Consider the following 14,231-nt stretch of genomic DNA (forward strand, 5'->3'; position numbering starts at 1 on the left):
ATGTACTACCTGGATTTATTGATTGAATATCTGAAGAACTATATGAAGACACGGTTGACCTACCGCGCGGATTTCTGGGTGGAGGTTATCTCCGACCTATTGTTCCAGGCCACAAACTTCATCTTCATTCTGGTCATCTTCATGCATACCGACAGCCTGGGGGGCTGGAATCAGAACGAAGTGGTGTTCGTCTACGGCTTCTTCATGGTCCCGTTCGGCGTGTTCAGCTGCTTCGTTAATATGTGGGGCTTCAGTGAACGTTATATCGTCAAAGGCGAGATGGACCGCATTCTGACCCGGCCGGCGCATAACCTGTTCCAGATCTTCCTGGAGAATGTGGACCCGCCGTCACTGGTCGGCTCCTTCATCGGGCTGATCGTTATGGCAATCAGCGGCAGCAATCTGGGCCTGCCGTTTGAATGGTGGACCGTGCCGATGCTGATTCTTCTGACTCTCAGCGCAGTAGCCATTTATACGGGGATCTATACTACACTGACCTCGTTGTCGTTCTATTCGGATGCCCCGACTGGCATTCTGCCGCTGATGTATAACATCCAGACGTACGGACGTTATCCGGTAACGATCTACAACCGGGCGATTCAGGTGCTGCTTACCTGGATCATCCCGTTTGCTTTTGTCGGGATCTATCCGGCAGCCTTGTTCCTGCACCGCGATGAGATGCGGACGATGGCTCTGCTGACCCCGCTGGTCGGGGTGGTCTTCCTCAGCATCGGCCTGATGGCTTGGAGCTTCGGCGTCAAGCAGTACAAGGGCGCCGGTTCTTAAGAAGCTTGAATGAAATAGTTATACAGTGAGGGTTGTCCAGCAGCTTGAGAAATGGCTGCCGGGGCAGCCCTCTATGTCAATAAAATAACAGCAATCGCTATCGGCAGGATGTTCGCTTTCAAGTGAAACGTACTATCCATATGCTTGGAAAATGCTACTTATCTAAAAGTTGAAAGCGCATAATAAGAGAAGAGAGGCTAGAGCATTCTAATGGGAGAAAGAAGGACGGGGCAGAATGGAAAAATACATAGTCGGTATTGACCTGGGCGGAACCAATATAAAGGCAGGCCTATTCGATGAGCATTTCACAGCGCTAGAGGAGCTATCTATACCCACAGAAGCGCAGCTTGGTCCGGCGCATGTGCTGGAGCGGATCAGGCTTGCCGTTACGCAGCTATGTGCAGGAAGCGGGACTTACGAGTCGCAGATTGCCTGTATGGGCATGGGAATTCCTGGCCTGCTCGACCCGGAGGAAGGACTGTCGGTCTTTTCACCGAATTTTCCCGGCTGGGAGCAGGTCCATGTGGTCAACGAAATGAAGCCGTACTACAGCTTCGATGTCTACATAGATAACGATGTGCGGGTTAATCTCTACGGGGAATGGCAACGGGGGGCCGGACAAGGGCATAACCATCTGATCCTGCTTACACTCGGCACAGGCCTCGGCTCAGGGATGGTTCATGACGGCAAGGTGCTCTACGGGACAACCTTCAGCGCTGGTGAAATCGGGCATATGAATATGTTCCGGCAGGGACGGCCCTGCCGCTGCGGAAGCTCTGGATGCCTGGGGCGGTATGTGTCTGCGGTGGGGATGGTGAATACTTTTAAGGAGAAGCTGGGGGCAGGTAGGGTCAGCCTGATTCAGACCTGGACCAAGCAAGACCAGGAGCAGATTACGGCGAAGATGATTTCTGAGGCTTATGATCTGGGAGACCTGCTGGCAGTTGAGGTTATGCATGAGACGGGGGAGCTGCTGGGATTTGGGCTGGCAAATGTGATCAATCTGTTGAACCCGGAGCTGATTATTATCGGGGGCGGCATGGCCGCAGCAGGAGACCGCCTCCTGAATAGTGTCCGCGATACCGTAAATGCCCATGCGCTGAAGCTGTCCGCTAGCCGGTGCCGGATTGTTCAGGCTGAGCTGGGCAGCCGAGCGGGTACGCTGGGTGCGGCTGTGTATGCTTATCAGAAACAGAAGCATGTTCAACTAATCCATTCTAATTGAGCGAAAATTCGAGTGCGGCTGGCCGCATTCACCTGATGCAAAACTATTGAAATGCAATAATTCACCATATGTCCATATAAAAGCCCGGAATCGACATGAATCGTCAAATTAACCCAATGAATATAGTAACTTACAGGCGATATACTGATAACAGCGCAGATTACTGGAATATATATCCTTCTCTTTTAAGGAAGCAGCATGGATGATACTGCGAATTATAATCACGGGCAGATTGAATGAACCGTCATGCAGCTTGCTGAAGGTATTCATGCGTTCGTTTAAGGAGCCGTTAATGTTATGAATCTCGTAATTGGGGGCAATGGCGGTCTGGGCCATTCCATCACACAAGAATTACTGTCACGGGGCAAGCTTGTGACGGCTACATACCACCGTTCCAGTCAGGCTCTGCGCAGGCTGAAGGGGCCGCTGCTGACCCTGGCGGCAGTAGATGTAATGAATGAGAAGGTGCTTGCTGAAGTACTTTATGGGAAGACAACTGTCTATTTCTGCCTTAATGTGCCGTATCAGGATTGGTACTCAGTCATGCCAGAGGCGCTTGAGCGGGTGACGCGCCTGCTTAAAACTGGTCAGACGCTGGTATTTCCGGGCAATATCTACGGTTACGGCAAGCTCCAATATCTTCCGGCGGATGAACGCCATCCGAAGGAGGCGCGAACCCGCAAGGGGAAGCTGCGGAATCAACTGGAGAAGCTACTTGAGACAGAGGCTGCGCAGCGCGGTTTCCGTTTCGTGATTCCGCGATATCCAAATTGTTTCGGTCCCAATGTCACGAACCGATTATTCGGACCGATCTTCAGCGGAGCCCTTCAGGCCAGAACGATTAAGTGGCCGGTGAAGCTGGATGTCCCGCATGATCTGGTCTATATCCGCGATGCGGCCAGAGCTGCCGTGCTGCTGGCGGAGAGCGGAGAACAGGGGGAGTGGCATGTGTCCGGCTCCGGCGCTATTGAGGGGCGGCAATTCCTGATGAACATCCAGCATGCGGCAGGCAGTCCGGGGAAGTACTGTGCGGTGCCGGGCTGGGCAGTCGGATTAGCCGGTATGTTCAATAAGGAAGCTAATGAATTCCATGAGCTTCTGTATGAATTCGAGTATCCTCTGCTGCTTAATGATAATAAATTCATGAAACGGTTTCCTGAATATAATCCCACATCGTATAAAAATGCCATTAAGGAAACCATAGAATGGTTCCGTGAAGAACTGGGATAGCGGATTAAGCCAAGGGAAATGAGCAGCGGTGCTTTTATAACAAGCTTGCAGAATTATACGCCGTCCCGGGTTGCATGATATGCTATAGGCAGTAATCACACGGGAGGTAATAGGATGACACGCGATATACAGCATGTGCCTTATGGTTATGAACCGCCAGCGAATGAACGTAAGGGAACACTGATCTTCTATGATTCCTTCGAGCATATATCGGATATGGAGCTGCTTAAAGCGGCGGAGACGGCAGTGGAGCGCAAGTTCACGAAGCTGGTGCTCTACCCGCTGCATGAAGAAACCGTCCGGCGGATGACGAAGGAGCCGGTGAAAGCCTGGTATAAGCGGGACGACCGGCTGCATGAGTGGAAAAAAGAGCAGGGACAATCCTTCATCACCGTGGAGAGCCTCGAAGGTAAGCGGAAGAAGTATACCCCGCTGGATTCGGCGCTGCGCCATATCAGCGATATCTATCCCGCACCGTATTTTCTCTATCTGACTCCAGAGATGGCGAATCTGTTCGCTTCCTTCTCCTCCTTCGAGGAGTGGATCGTCAAGCTGCGCCTGCTGCTCTCCGAAGAGCCGGAAGAGGTCCATCCGCGCCTGGAGAAGTTCCGTCACCGCTGGGATGTGGCAGGCAGGGAACGCTGAACGGGTTACACCTTGGATTCTGAGTATAATTCCATGAGGAGGATAAGCATGGGAGAGTCTTATCAACTGAATGTCGAATTGCAGCCGAGTGAAGTAATCATGCGGATCAAAGAGGGGATGACACAGCGGTCGGAGCTTCTGTATGAGGAGCTTAACGACCTGGGGAATGGCCGGATGATCGGGACGCTGATCTATGAACGCTTCTACTTCCGGTCCAGAAATCAGGCGGCGCTGGTAATCATCGTGGATAATCTGCGGGGAACGGCCAGTAATGTCCGCCTCATTCCGGCAGGCGCCTCCCAAGGCCTGGTTCTTAAGATGGATTGGGGCGCAGGCCAGAGTTTCGCATCTACAGTGGAAGAGATCCTTGAAGATTACGTAGTCAAGTAAGCCGGGAAGAAAATGAGTGAACTCAGGCCAGCCAAGCCTTGACAGTAGTGTTCTACTGCTGCAAGGATTGGCTGGCCTGTTCTGTGACAAGGTGTAGAAGTGCGCAGCAGGAAGGAAATCCAGGATTATTTGTGAAGCTCGGCCTGCTTGCGTCTGTATGTGTACATTCTCCACTGATAATGAATGAAGCAGCCGATGCAGAAGCCGAGTATGGCAACCGTTGCTGCGATTCCAACCATAATGGTGAAGATATATCCGGCGATCGTCCAGCCAGCCAGAAAGCTGACCAGTCCGGCCGCCAGACAGAGGACGGCAATCTTCTGGTTGAACTGCTGCTGCTCCGGATCTTCCAGCACATAAGCAGAGCGTTCCTTGGTCAGCAATGGGCTGCTCAGCCTGATGACGGGATTATATCCGAAGATTAGACCCGATAATCCTGCGGCAAGCGGAAGGGCGAGAAACCAGTGGAGGCCTGTGAGCAAGGCCAGTAATACAGATATGACAATGAAGGCCTGATTGAGCTTTACTAACGGCCGGGGAATTCCTTGCACTGTAGGCTTTTGATTCATTTAAATCACACCTTTCGTATTGGAATAATTAAATTTAATTAGATTATAGCCGCAGAACCGGTACGTGGCAATCCTAAAGAACTATCATTTAAAGGCTGAATTTAAAATTTGAAATTATTATCCATTGACATATGGAGTTTTTTTATGGTTTTATTATATAGACCAATTGTTATAATCGTTGGATCGTCAAGATAAGGAAGTGTAGAGCTTGTCGAACAAGCCTAATGCACGCGAAGCCATTGTGGATACGGCTTCGAGGTTGTTTTTTACACAGGGCTATCATGCTACCGGACTGAATCAGATCATCAGAGACAGCGAATCGCCTAAGGGTTCCTTATATTATTATTTCCCCCATGGCAAAGAAGAGCTGGCCCTGACCTGCATTAACCGGACTAGCGAAGAGGTAGCCCGTTTATTGCGCCATTATATGGAGAGTGAAGTGGCACCGGCTCAGGCTGTGCAGAATTTCATTCTGTCCATGGCTGATGAAGCGGAGAAATCCTCTTTTGAAGGACTGGTTCCGTTCAGCTTCTGGGTAGCCGTGGAGACTTCCTGTGTCAGCCATGAGCTGCGCACCGCTTGCCAGTGTGTCTTCAAGGATTGGCAGGATATCATTGCGAAGCGTCTGATCCGGGAGGGGGTACAGGAGGAAGCGGCAGAGTGCAAAGCTTCGGTGGTGGTCTCCTTGTTCGAGGGAGCGCTGCTGCAGGCGTTGACCTGCAGAAATATTCAACCGCTGGAAGCAGCGGCAAAGTGCATTCCGGCAATACTGGCTTAACCGTAATACGCAAGACCATAGAGAGAGATTACACAGATACCAGGAGGATACGAGAGTGAACGCAACTATGACTGACAAGGGGTCAAGCGAACCCCGGCAATTCAAGACTTTACCCATTCTGATCTCCCTGCTGATCGCCGGCTTCATCGGCATGTTCAGTGAGACCGCCCTAAATGTAGCTTTAAGTGATCTTATGAATGTCCTGCAAATTACACCATCGACGGCGCAGTGGCTGACTACCGCCTATCTTCTGACGCTAGGCATTCTGGTTCCGATCTCCGGGATGCTTCTGCAGTGGTTCACCACAAGACAGTTGTTCGTCGCTGCCCTATGCTTCTCCATTCTTGGCACGTTTCTTGCGGCGATAGCGCCGAATTTCGAGTTTCTGCTCACCGCAAGAGTGGTGCAGGCCATGGGAACCGCGCTGCTCCTGCCGCTGATGTTCAATACGATTCTGATCATCATTCCCGCTGAGAAAAGAGGGGCGGCGATGGGACTTATCGGCTTGGTCATCATGGTAGCTCCAGCGATTGGACCTACAATTGCTGGTCTGCTGATTGAGAGCCTGAGCTGGCACTGGATCTTCTGGCTGTCGCTGCCGTTCCTGGTGATCGCTCTGCTCAGCGGAATCTTCTTCATGCAGAACGTTACGGAAGTGACGAAGCCGAAGATCGATGTTCTGTCGATTATTCTGTCCTCCTTGGGCTTCGGCGGTATTGTCTACGGATTCAGCAGCGCCGGTGAAGCGGAAGGCTGGGGAAGTCCGAAGGTTATAATCGCCATCGTGATCGGTGCGATTGCCCTTATTCTGTTCTGTATCCGCCAGTTGACGATGAAGCAGCCGATGATTGATCTGCGCGCCTTCAAGTTCCCGATGTTCGTGGTTGGGGTACTAATGGTGTTCATCTGTATGATGGTCATTCTCTCCTCGATGCTGATTCTTCCGATGTATCTGCAGCAGGGACAAGGGTATTCAGCCTTCAAGGCAGGATTACTGCTGCTGCCGGGCGGAATTATCAACGGGCTGATGTCGCCGGTCATGGGGCGTCTATTTGATAAATATGGTCCGAAATGGCTGGTTATCCCAGGACTGGTGCTTGTCGCCGTCTCCTTGTGGTTCTTCTCGGGGATTACAGCTACTTCGACCGTTGTTTTCGTGATAGTGCTTCACAGTGTGCTGATGATCGGAATCTCCATGATTATGATGCCTGCACAGACGAATGGCATCAATCAGCTTCCGCTGGAATACTATCCGCATGGTACAGCCATTATGAATACACTCCAGCAGGTGGCGGGTGCGATTGGTACAGCGCTGGCAGTAAGCATCATGACCTCCGGCTCCAAAAGCTACATGCAGACCGTTACTAATCCGGCTGATCCGCTGAACATCGGCGCTGCCTTCACTCATGGGGTGCAGAACGCCTTTATCTTCGGGATGGTCATGGCTATTATAGGTCTGGTAATTGCATTCTTCCTTAAGCGTGTCATCATTTCGCACAAGACTCAGGCTTCTATGCACTAATTAATCTGCAATTGAATAAGAACCTCTCCTTGGTAAAATGGGCAACCATTTTGCTAAGGAGAGGTTTATTTGTGTTTGCTAATGTAGGTATGGGGATGTGAGGCGGCTGGACTTCGTTTGGATAATACTGTATATTAAGCATAGATTAACGATGCATAGGCGAAACAAACAGGAGGGAATGCCGATGAAGGTCAGCAAGGAAATGCTGAAGGGGAGCACAGGTACGATGATCCTCACTCTGCTGCTGGACAGGCCGCTGTATGGGTACGAGCTGATTAAGGAGCTGGAGCAGCGCTCGCAGGGAGTTTTTGCCCTGAAGGAGGGTACGCTCTACCCGATTCTCCATGCGATGGAGAGTGAACGCTGGGTGGAAGCTTATTGGATGGAGGTAGACGGACGCAGACGCAAGTATTACCGGCTACTGGATGAGGGCAAGCACAAGCTTAAGGAGAAGAAGGCGGAGTGGGCGCTGTTCAAGGGCGCCATGGATACCGTTCTGGGGGAGGGCAGCGGCTGATGGAGCAGAGTAAGAAGGATCTGGAGCATTACCTGGATACAGTATGCGCCGAGGTCAGGGCGAAAGGGATGCACAATGAAATCCGGGACGAGCTCAGCGGACACTTCACAGACCTGGTGACGGAGCGTCAGGAGCTTGGTGCCTCCGAAGAAGAGGCTCAGCGTTATGCCATCGCGCAAATGGGAGACCCGCAGGCCGTAGGCAGAGAGCTGCACCAGATTCATAAACCGCGCATTCCCTGGGGGCTGCTTGCAGGTGTAATGTTGTTGTCGGCGGTAAGTCTGCTGGGGATGGGATCTATTGAAGCAGGAGGTTACTTGGAACGCTATCATTTCGTGCCTATGCAGCGCCAACTGATATTAATTATTCTCGGGGTGTGCCTAATGACAGGAATACACTTTATTAACTTTAAGAGGATGCAAAAAGCATCAGGGAGTATATATATCGCTGCACTAATAACTGTCGCAGTCAGCATTTTGCTGGTTCCTGATATGAACAGTGGGACCAGGCGCTATATTGGGGTTGCGGGATTTTATTTTGACCTTATTGGTTATAGTCCTTATGTGTTTATCGTTGCGCTGGCAGGGATATGGACCCGTCCAGGTTTCCTGCGAAGCTATAACGTTCGGATCAGAGAGTTAATGAAGCTCTTGCTCCTGCTGTTGCCTGCGGTAATTTATGCTTCAGTTTCTTCCTTTCCAGAGTTAATCTTATACTTGGCTGTTTCCCTGATCATGTATATCTGGATCTCCCGGCGCTGGGTGAGAGGCATATTAATTGCCGTTGTATCCTTATTTTCAGGAGGAATCTATGTTTGGAATGATCACATTCTTCGGGAACGGCTGATTGGAGCAATTAATTTTAATCTAAGACCGGACACAACTGGTTATATGAATCGTGAAATTATAGATGCTATCCAATCAGCAGGCTGGAGAGGACAGGGGTTTGGCTATTTGGGAGATGCCCTTCCTTATCCTTATACGGATTTGTTTCCGGCGTATCTCATTCAATGCTTCGGTTGGGCGGGTGGTCTTCTGCTACTTGCTTTAACCTGCTGGTTTGTTCTCAAAATGATCTCCTATGCCCGCGCAGTAAGCGATACCTATGGGCGGATGCTGATTATTGGCCTGGGACTGATGATCTCCATCCGCTTAGTGTACGGCCTCTCCATTCTCAGCGGTAGAATGCCGCTTACATCCATACCGTTTCCCTTCCTAAGCTACGGCCAGCATGTCCTGATTGAATTCGCCGCTGTCGGATTGCTAATGGGGGTATACCGGCGGAAGGATATGCTCCCTGCGGCAAAAGTTCCGTCTGGACTATAGACGGCCTCTGCGGCTACACTTATACTGGAAGGGTAAAATATGGGATACTTCAAGAGGAGGGGATCGACAAGTGAAGAAGCTGCACATGGCAGGCAGAAGGCTGGCTCTCATCTCATGTGCGCTGATCTTGGGCGGAACGGTGCTACTTGTACCCAAAGCCGGAGCAAAGTTTACGGCAGTACCACAGATTCAGAATACCTCAGCAGCTCCGGCACAGAGTCCGGTTGTGAAGAAAAACAGTCTCCCCGGCGGGTTTGTCTATCTGGATGAGGTTATTCCTTCGGCGCAATATGAGATCCGTTATTATAGTGAGAATAATTTTACCGGCACCAGAGTGGACGGGTATAAGGCACCGCTCGCGATCTTCTCGCGGACTGCCGCTGCTGCGCTGAAGAAGGTTAGCGAAGATCTGGAACAGAAGGGCTATATCCTGAGAATCTATGACGCTTACCGTCCGCAGCAAGCCGTCAACCACTTTGTGCGCTGGTCGCAGGATGCCGCCGATCTGAAGATGAAGCCACAGTATTATCCGAAGTTGGACAAGCGCAATCTGTTCAAGCTGGGCTTCATCGCCAAGAAATCCGGTCATTCCCGGGGCAGCACGATCGACCTGACCCTGGCTCAGAAGAGCACAGGCAAGCTGGTGGATATGGGCAGTCCTTATGATTTTTTCGGTGAAATCTCTTACTATAATACGACGCTCATCAGCAGCACCCAGCATGCTAACCGCAAAATTCTGAAGGATGCGATGACGAAGCATGGCTTCAAGCCGTACGCTAAGGAATGGTGGCATTTCACACTGATTAAGGAGCCTTACCCGAAGCAATATTTCAACTTCAAAGTGGAGTAGGGCTGTTCCAGAGCTGTACAGAACGGTTAATGGATAATGTAAGGTTAATCTCTGAAGCATGCGTGCATAATATTCGAATACAGGAGAGGTGGGATCGATTTGTTCAAAAGAATCGTAGCCGTATTCCTTAGTGTAATGTTATTTGCAGCAGGAGCAGGTGTATTGACCAGTCATAACGTTAGTGCAGCCGGAAGCTTGAGGATTATCGTGAATGGTCAGGAATTGCAGCTAGGCGGGGCATTGGCCTATACCGACGGACCGGACATCATGCTCCCGCTGCGGGAAACGGCCCAAGCCCTCAAATATAAGGTCAGCTTCAATGGAGCTACCGGCACATTCCTGCTGGAACGGTTCCAGGAGAGCGTTCAGTTCAGATTATCTGGTAAGGAGCTTATGCTGGACGGCAAGAACAAAGTACCGTTTACAGGCGGCTTTGAGTTAAAACAAAAAAAGGCGTACGCGCCGCTGTCTTTTTTTGCAGCGATCGGGTTAGTCACTTCCTATAATCCGGAAACAGGCCAGGTTGACGTATATACACCGGAGGTAATGGCAGGTGCCGTAGCAGGTCTGCTTGTAACTGGTAACTATCCGGCGCTGAAGGAGCGGTATTACGCCAAGGATGCAGAACCCGCTGCTCTTCCGGTGCTCCAGCAGAGCTTGGAAGGGATTAACACGCTGGCGGGCAGCTACTTCGGAGTGAAAACCACCACCAGCACACAGCAGGATGGAGTAATGACGATTGTGAGTGTATTGTCATTCACCAAAGCTGAGGCCGTATTGACTCTGGAACTGGGCGCTTCAGGTAAGCTCACCAAGCTAACTCTAACGCCGGTCCAGGCAGCCAGTGAAGTATGGGCCAGCCCGGCTCAACCCTAGATTCGCATAAGACATAACTCTACTCCCAAGGGAGAATTCCACGGCTTAAGTCTAGCTGAAGGAATTCTCCCTTTAACTTTCTGTTGACAGAATGCCGGAAAGAGAGTAATTTTAAATTCGAATTAAACAATGTTTAAATCGTTGATTAGATCAATGATTAAGATTCTGTGACAGAGGAGGGCGACAAGCTGCATTATGGTTAAATTTAAATTGGGCAACAAAGCTGATGCTTCAGATAAAGATACCAAGCAACTTATCCTCGATGCCACGGTTGCGCTGATCCATGAGGACGGATTCCAATGCATTACTCTGCGCAGTATCGCGGCAAGAGCTGAGACCAATCTGGCCCTGGTGAACTACCACTATGGCTCCAAGGAGAAGCTGTTTGGCGATGCTGTGAAGCAGCTTATGGCTACCTTTGACGATGCTTTCAAGGTGCTGGAGGATACATCTTTACCGCCAAAAGAGCGCTTGAAGCTGTTCTTCACGCGGTACATTGCCAATCTCAGCCGTTATCCCGGGATGGCCCGGCAGATGCTGGATCAGAGACACCATATTATGGGCTCGCATGATGAATATGCGAAATATTCCAAGCTGATGCGGATTGAACGGATTCTGGATGCTCTCGGGGAGATTACCGGCGAACAGGACCGCGATAAGCTCATGATGATGAACATGCAGATCTACGGGGCGATTGTCTTCCCGGTCATTATGGTCAGCAGTTTGCCGAAGGAACGGGAGGATCTCCATCAGATCTTCAAGCTGGCCCCGCTGGAGGAGCAGATTGACGGATTGTTTGAGCAGTATTTTCACAAGTATAACTAATCATGAATAGAGAAAAGAGTGGACAAAAGAATGTCAAAACCTATGAATCCAAATAGCACCGCCGCCGCAGAGGCGCCGTTCTCGCTAAGAGCTATACTTCCATCGTTGCTGGCGATTATTGTCGGCATGATCATGGTTATTCTGGACAGCACCGCAGTCAATGTGGCCGTTCCGAATCTGGTGCAATATTTCGATACGGATCTGAAGACTGTTCAATGGGCCATTACCGGCTACACGCTTGCGCTCGCCGCTGTAATTCCGCTGGCAGGCTATATGACGGACCGCTTTGGCTCCAAGCAGGTGTTCCTAACGACCATTGCGATGTTCGTCCTCGGCTCTGTATTATGCTCCGTAGCCCAGACCTCGGGACAGCTGGTCCTCTTCCGTGTCATTCAAGGTCTTGGCGGCGGCATGGTCGCTCCTATCGGGATGGCGATGGTCTTCCGACTGGCTCCGGTAGAGCGTAGAGGTTCTATCATGGGGATGCTCGGTATTCCAATGCTGCTTGCTCCGGCTCTTGGACCGATCCTCGCAGGCTATCTGGTGGAGTATGTAAGCTGGCACTGGATTTTCCTGATTAACCTGCCTATTGGTATCGTGGGTATTATTCTTGGTCTTAAATATTTGCCGGTCATCGAGAAAAAGGGAAGAGCTCACCTCGATATCTTCGGGATCATGTTGGCCCCGATCGCATTCTCTATGCTGGCTTACGGCGTTAATCAAGGCGGCGGTGAGAGCTGGACTTCAACCGGAGCGCTTGTAGGATTATCAGTCGGCGGCGTTGCACTGGTGCTGTTCGTCATCGTTGAACTGCTGCAAAAGCATCCGCTGCTGGAGCTGCGCGTCTTTCGTTCCTCGGACTTCACACGCGGGATTATTCTGTCCTGGGTTACACAGGCGGCGTTGTTCGGCTCCATGCTGTTCGTTCCGCTGTATCTCCAGCAGATCCGCAATTACACGCCGCTGGAGACCGGGCTTATCCTGCTTCCCCAGGCGCTGGCTTCCGGAGTAGGGATGCCGCTGGGCGGCCGCCTGTTTGACAAAATCGGTGCCCGTCCGCTGGTATTCGTAGGTCTCAGTATTATATCGACGGCCCTGTTCCTTCTATCTGGAGTTACAGTAGACACCAGTCTTCCTCTTATTATACTGTCTCTGGTCATGATGGGCCTCGGTATGGGTCTGTCGATGATGCCGGTCAATACCCATGTCCTGAACTCTGCGCCGCGTGAATGGGTGAACCGGGTTACCCCGCTTACTGCCGCTGCCCAGCAGGTTGTGGTATCGTTCGCTGTTGCCGGCATGACCGGGTACCTCACCAGCCAGATTACCGTGCATATGGGTAAAATGACGGCCGGAAGCAATCCGCTTGCCGCTGCTGTACAGGGCTTCGGGGATGTCTTCTTCCTCTCGGGCTGCATCGCCGTGGCCGGAGTGGTCCTCAGTCTGATTCTGCGCCGTCCCAAGACAGCGGGCGCTGCACCTTCTCCTGAAGAACAGCAGAAGGATGCTGCAATGATGATGGGGCATTAATCAGCTTCAACTATTGCTACAGCCATTATAGAAGACAAATGTTATAGACATACAAAGAACGTCCCTGACTGCCGGTTGGCAGGGGGCGTTTTTTGTGCTTTTTGAACGATCCGGAGGGAGCAGGTGCAAAAGAGGGAGCATGGGTGCGAGCCGGATGTATGTGGAAAACCGAGTACAATGGGCGGGGGCCATTAAAACCTATAAGTGCGCCCGCCGCTTCCTGAGCAGCCTTGCCGGCGACACAATATGCAGCTTGCCCAGCAGCTCGGAGGCCAGAATGCCCAGCAGGACAAGGGTGGCACCGGTGTAGCCCTGGAGGGAAAGCTGTTCCTGTGCGAACAAGTAGCCGAAGAAGGCAGCGAATATCGGCTCAAGTGCGAAGATCAGACCGGTGCGGGTCGGTGTAGTGTACTTCTGGGCAACCGGCTGGATGATGAACCCGCAGGCGCTGCAAAAGATCCCCAGAGCCAGAATCGCGATCCAGCCCGGGAGGGTGGACGGCAGCGAAGGCGTCTCGAAGATGGCGGATAGAATCAGGGCATAGCCCCCGGCGAAGCCGAGCTGCAGAATGCCGATATTCAGCGAGTCGCAGGTCTTGACCGCCCGGCCCGTCACGAGAATCTGCACCGCATAGAATACTGCGGACAGAATGCAGAGCAGATCACCGGGCTGAACTTGCAGCGATCCGTTCAGCGTAAGCAGCCCGATGCCGCTAATGGCCAGGATCGTGCCGAAGATTTGCGGGGGAGCGACTTTTTTTCGGAAGATCAGCACCTCCAGCATAGGGACAAAGACAACAGTCAATGCAACCAGGAATCCGGCGTTAGAGGTCGTGGTGGTCTTCAGCCCGAAGGTGATGCAGGTGAATACGCTAAGCAGCAGGAAGCCGAGCAAGGCTCCGTATTTCAAGGTTCTGGCATCCATACTGCGCAGCCGTCTGCGGAACAACAGCCCCGCCAGAATGAATGCAAGCCCGAAACGCAGTGCAATCAGATTGAATTCTCCCAGTGTACCCAGTCCCAGCTTCATGAACAGGTAGGAGGAGCCCCAGAATAGTGTTACTACAATGAGCATTAGCTCGGCCTTTAGCGGCTTCATTCAGTCATCATCCTTCTTTATTTCAAGTGAGTATAGTATAATACGCTCGAATACATAAGGTAACT

General features: G+C 51.5%; 15 protein-coding genes. 13 read left to right on the forward strand and 2 right to left on the reverse strand.

The window, feature by feature from the left end:
- The 5 genes from ACFSX3_RS11960 to ACFSX3_RS11980 all read left to right on the forward strand — a co-directional run bounded on the left by ACFSX3_RS11960 (position 1) and on the right by ACFSX3_RS11980 (position 4,276).
- Positions 1 to 786 carry an ABC transporter permease gene (locus ACFSX3_RS11960; protein WP_209986147.1) on the forward strand — a complete coding sequence of 262 codons (786 nt, stop codon included), beginning with the start codon at positions 1 to 3 and terminating at the stop codon, positions 784 to 786.
- 235 nt (positions 787 to 1,021) lie between these two features.
- Complete coding sequence (locus ACFSX3_RS11965) at positions 1,022 to 2,011, forward strand: ROK family protein (protein ID WP_209986150.1); 990 nt, start codon at positions 1,022 to 1,024, stop codon at positions 2,009 to 2,011.
- A 297-nt stretch (positions 2,012 to 2,308) separates the two neighbouring features.
- Positions 2,309 to 3,241 (forward strand): NAD-dependent epimerase/dehydratase family protein, encoded by a 933-nt coding sequence (locus tag ACFSX3_RS11970; protein WP_209986153.1) that lies wholly within the window; start codon positions 2,309 to 2,311, stop codon positions 3,239 to 3,241.
- A 114-nt stretch (positions 3,242 to 3,355) separates the two neighbouring features.
- Positions 3,356 to 3,886, forward strand: coding sequence for a hypothetical protein (locus tag ACFSX3_RS11975; protein ID WP_209986154.1), 531 nt, complete (start codon positions 3,356 to 3,358; stop codon positions 3,884 to 3,886).
- Positions 3,887 to 3,934: 48 nt separating this feature from the next.
- Positions 3,935 to 4,276, forward strand: coding sequence for a DUF6054 family protein (locus ACFSX3_RS11980; protein ID WP_209986157.1), 342 nt, complete (start codon positions 3,935 to 3,937; stop codon positions 4,274 to 4,276).
- Positions 4,277 to 4,401: 125 nt separating this feature from the next.
- Here the strand turns inward: ACFSX3_RS11980 and ACFSX3_RS11985 are convergent, their stop codons facing one another.
- Positions 4,402 to 4,845 (reverse strand): DUF4395 domain-containing protein, encoded by a 444-nt coding sequence (locus tag ACFSX3_RS11985; RefSeq protein WP_209986160.1) that lies wholly within the window; start codon positions 4,843 to 4,845, stop codon positions 4,402 to 4,404.
- Positions 4,846 to 5,053: 208 nt separating this feature from the next.
- Here ACFSX3_RS11985 and ACFSX3_RS11990 point away from each other — a divergent pair, with 208 nt between their 5' ends.
- The 8 genes from ACFSX3_RS11990 to ACFSX3_RS12025 all read left to right on the forward strand — a co-directional run bounded on the left by ACFSX3_RS11990 (position 5,054) and on the right by ACFSX3_RS12025 (position 13,068).
- The gene (locus tag ACFSX3_RS11990; protein WP_209986164.1) at positions 5,054 to 5,623 is read left to right on the forward strand and encodes a TetR/AcrR family transcriptional regulator; all 570 of its coding nucleotides are present in this window, start codon (positions 5,054 to 5,056) and stop codon (positions 5,621 to 5,623) included.
- A 67-nt stretch (positions 5,624 to 5,690) separates the two neighbouring features.
- Positions 5,691 to 7,145, forward strand: a complete 1,455-nt coding sequence (locus tag ACFSX3_RS11995; protein ID WP_209986421.1) for a DHA2 family efflux MFS transporter permease subunit — start codon at positions 5,691 to 5,693, stop codon at positions 7,143 to 7,145.
- Positions 7,146 to 7,329: 184 nt separating this feature from the next.
- Positions 7,330 to 7,662, forward strand: a complete 333-nt coding sequence (locus tag ACFSX3_RS12000; RefSeq protein ID WP_209986167.1) for a PadR family transcriptional regulator — start codon at positions 7,330 to 7,332, stop codon at positions 7,660 to 7,662.
- A gap of 68 nt (positions 7,663 to 7,730) precedes the next feature.
- Positions 7,731 to 8,987: an FtsW/RodA/SpoVE family cell cycle protein gene (locus ACFSX3_RS12005; protein WP_379312893.1), complete on the forward strand. Its 1,257-nt coding sequence runs from the start codon at positions 7,731 to 7,733 to the stop codon at positions 8,985 to 8,987.
- A 70-nt stretch (positions 8,988 to 9,057) separates the two neighbouring features.
- Positions 9,058 to 9,837 carry a M15 family metallopeptidase gene (locus ACFSX3_RS12010; RefSeq protein WP_209986173.1) on the forward strand — a complete coding sequence of 260 codons (780 nt, stop codon included), beginning with the start codon at positions 9,058 to 9,060 and terminating at the stop codon, positions 9,835 to 9,837.
- 99 nt (positions 9,838 to 9,936) lie between these two features.
- Positions 9,937 to 10,713, forward strand: a complete 777-nt coding sequence (locus tag ACFSX3_RS12015; protein WP_209986176.1) for a stalk domain-containing protein — start codon at positions 9,937 to 9,939, stop codon at positions 10,711 to 10,713.
- 195 nt (positions 10,714 to 10,908) lie between these two features.
- Entirely contained in the window at positions 10,909 to 11,538 is a 630-nt protein-coding gene (locus tag ACFSX3_RS12020) for a TetR/AcrR family transcriptional regulator (RefSeq protein WP_379256645.1), read from the forward strand.
- A 42-nt stretch (positions 11,539 to 11,580) separates the two neighbouring features.
- Positions 11,581 to 13,068, forward strand: coding sequence for a DHA2 family efflux MFS transporter permease subunit (locus ACFSX3_RS12025; RefSeq protein WP_209986182.1), 1,488 nt, complete (start codon positions 11,581 to 11,583; stop codon positions 13,066 to 13,068).
- Between the two features lie 198 nt (positions 13,069 to 13,266).
- Here the strand turns inward: ACFSX3_RS12025 and ACFSX3_RS12030 are convergent, their stop codons facing one another.
- Positions 13,267 to 14,166, reverse strand: a complete 900-nt coding sequence (locus ACFSX3_RS12030) for a DMT family transporter (protein ID WP_209986185.1) — start codon at positions 14,164 to 14,166, stop codon at positions 13,267 to 13,269.
- Positions 14,167 to 14,231: the final 65 nt, after the last annotated feature.

Origin of the sequence: Paenibacillus rhizoplanae (genome assembly GCF_042684125.1) — a bacterium.
Classification (GTDB): Bacteria; Bacillota; Bacilli; order Paenibacillales; family Paenibacillaceae; genus Paenibacillus_AQ; species Paenibacillus_AQ rhizoplanae.

Coding starts and splice junctions, on each gene's coding strand:
- ACFSX3_RS11960 (WP_209986147.1), top strand. CDS start 1: ATGTACTACCTGGATTTATTGATTGAATATCTGAAGAACTATATGAAG.
- ACFSX3_RS11965 (WP_209986150.1), top strand. CDS start 1,022: ATGGAAAAATACATAGTCGGTATTGACCTGGGCGGAACCAATATAAAG.
- ACFSX3_RS11970 (WP_209986153.1), top strand. CDS start 2,309: ATGAATCTCGTAATTGGGGGCAATGGCGGTCTGGGCCATTCCATCACA.
- ACFSX3_RS11975 (WP_209986154.1), top strand. CDS start 3,356: ATGACACGCGATATACAGCATGTGCCTTATGGTTATGAACCGCCAGCG.
- ACFSX3_RS11980 (WP_209986157.1), top strand. CDS start 3,935: ATGGGAGAGTCTTATCAACTGAATGTCGAATTGCAGCCGAGTGAAGTA.
- ACFSX3_RS11985 (WP_209986160.1), bottom strand. CDS start 4,845: ATGAATCAAAAGCCTACAGTGCAAGGAATTCCCCGGCCGTTAGTAAAG.
- ACFSX3_RS11995 (WP_209986421.1), top strand. CDS start 5,691: ATGACTGACAAGGGGTCAAGCGAACCCCGGCAATTCAAGACTTTACCC.
- ACFSX3_RS12000 (WP_209986167.1), top strand. CDS start 7,330: ATGAAGGTCAGCAAGGAAATGCTGAAGGGGAGCACAGGTACGATGATC.
- ACFSX3_RS12005 (WP_379312893.1), top strand. CDS start 7,731: ATGCACAATGAAATCCGGGACGAGCTCAGCGGACACTTCACAGACCTG.
- ACFSX3_RS12020 (WP_379256645.1), top strand. CDS start 10,909: ATGGTTAAATTTAAATTGGGCAACAAAGCTGATGCTTCAGATAAAGAT.
- ACFSX3_RS12025 (WP_209986182.1), top strand. CDS start 11,581: ATGAATCCAAATAGCACCGCCGCCGCAGAGGCGCCGTTCTCGCTAAGA.
- ACFSX3_RS12030 (WP_209986185.1), bottom strand. CDS start 14,166: ATGAAGCCGCTAAAGGCCGAGCTAATGCTCATTGTAGTAACACTATTC.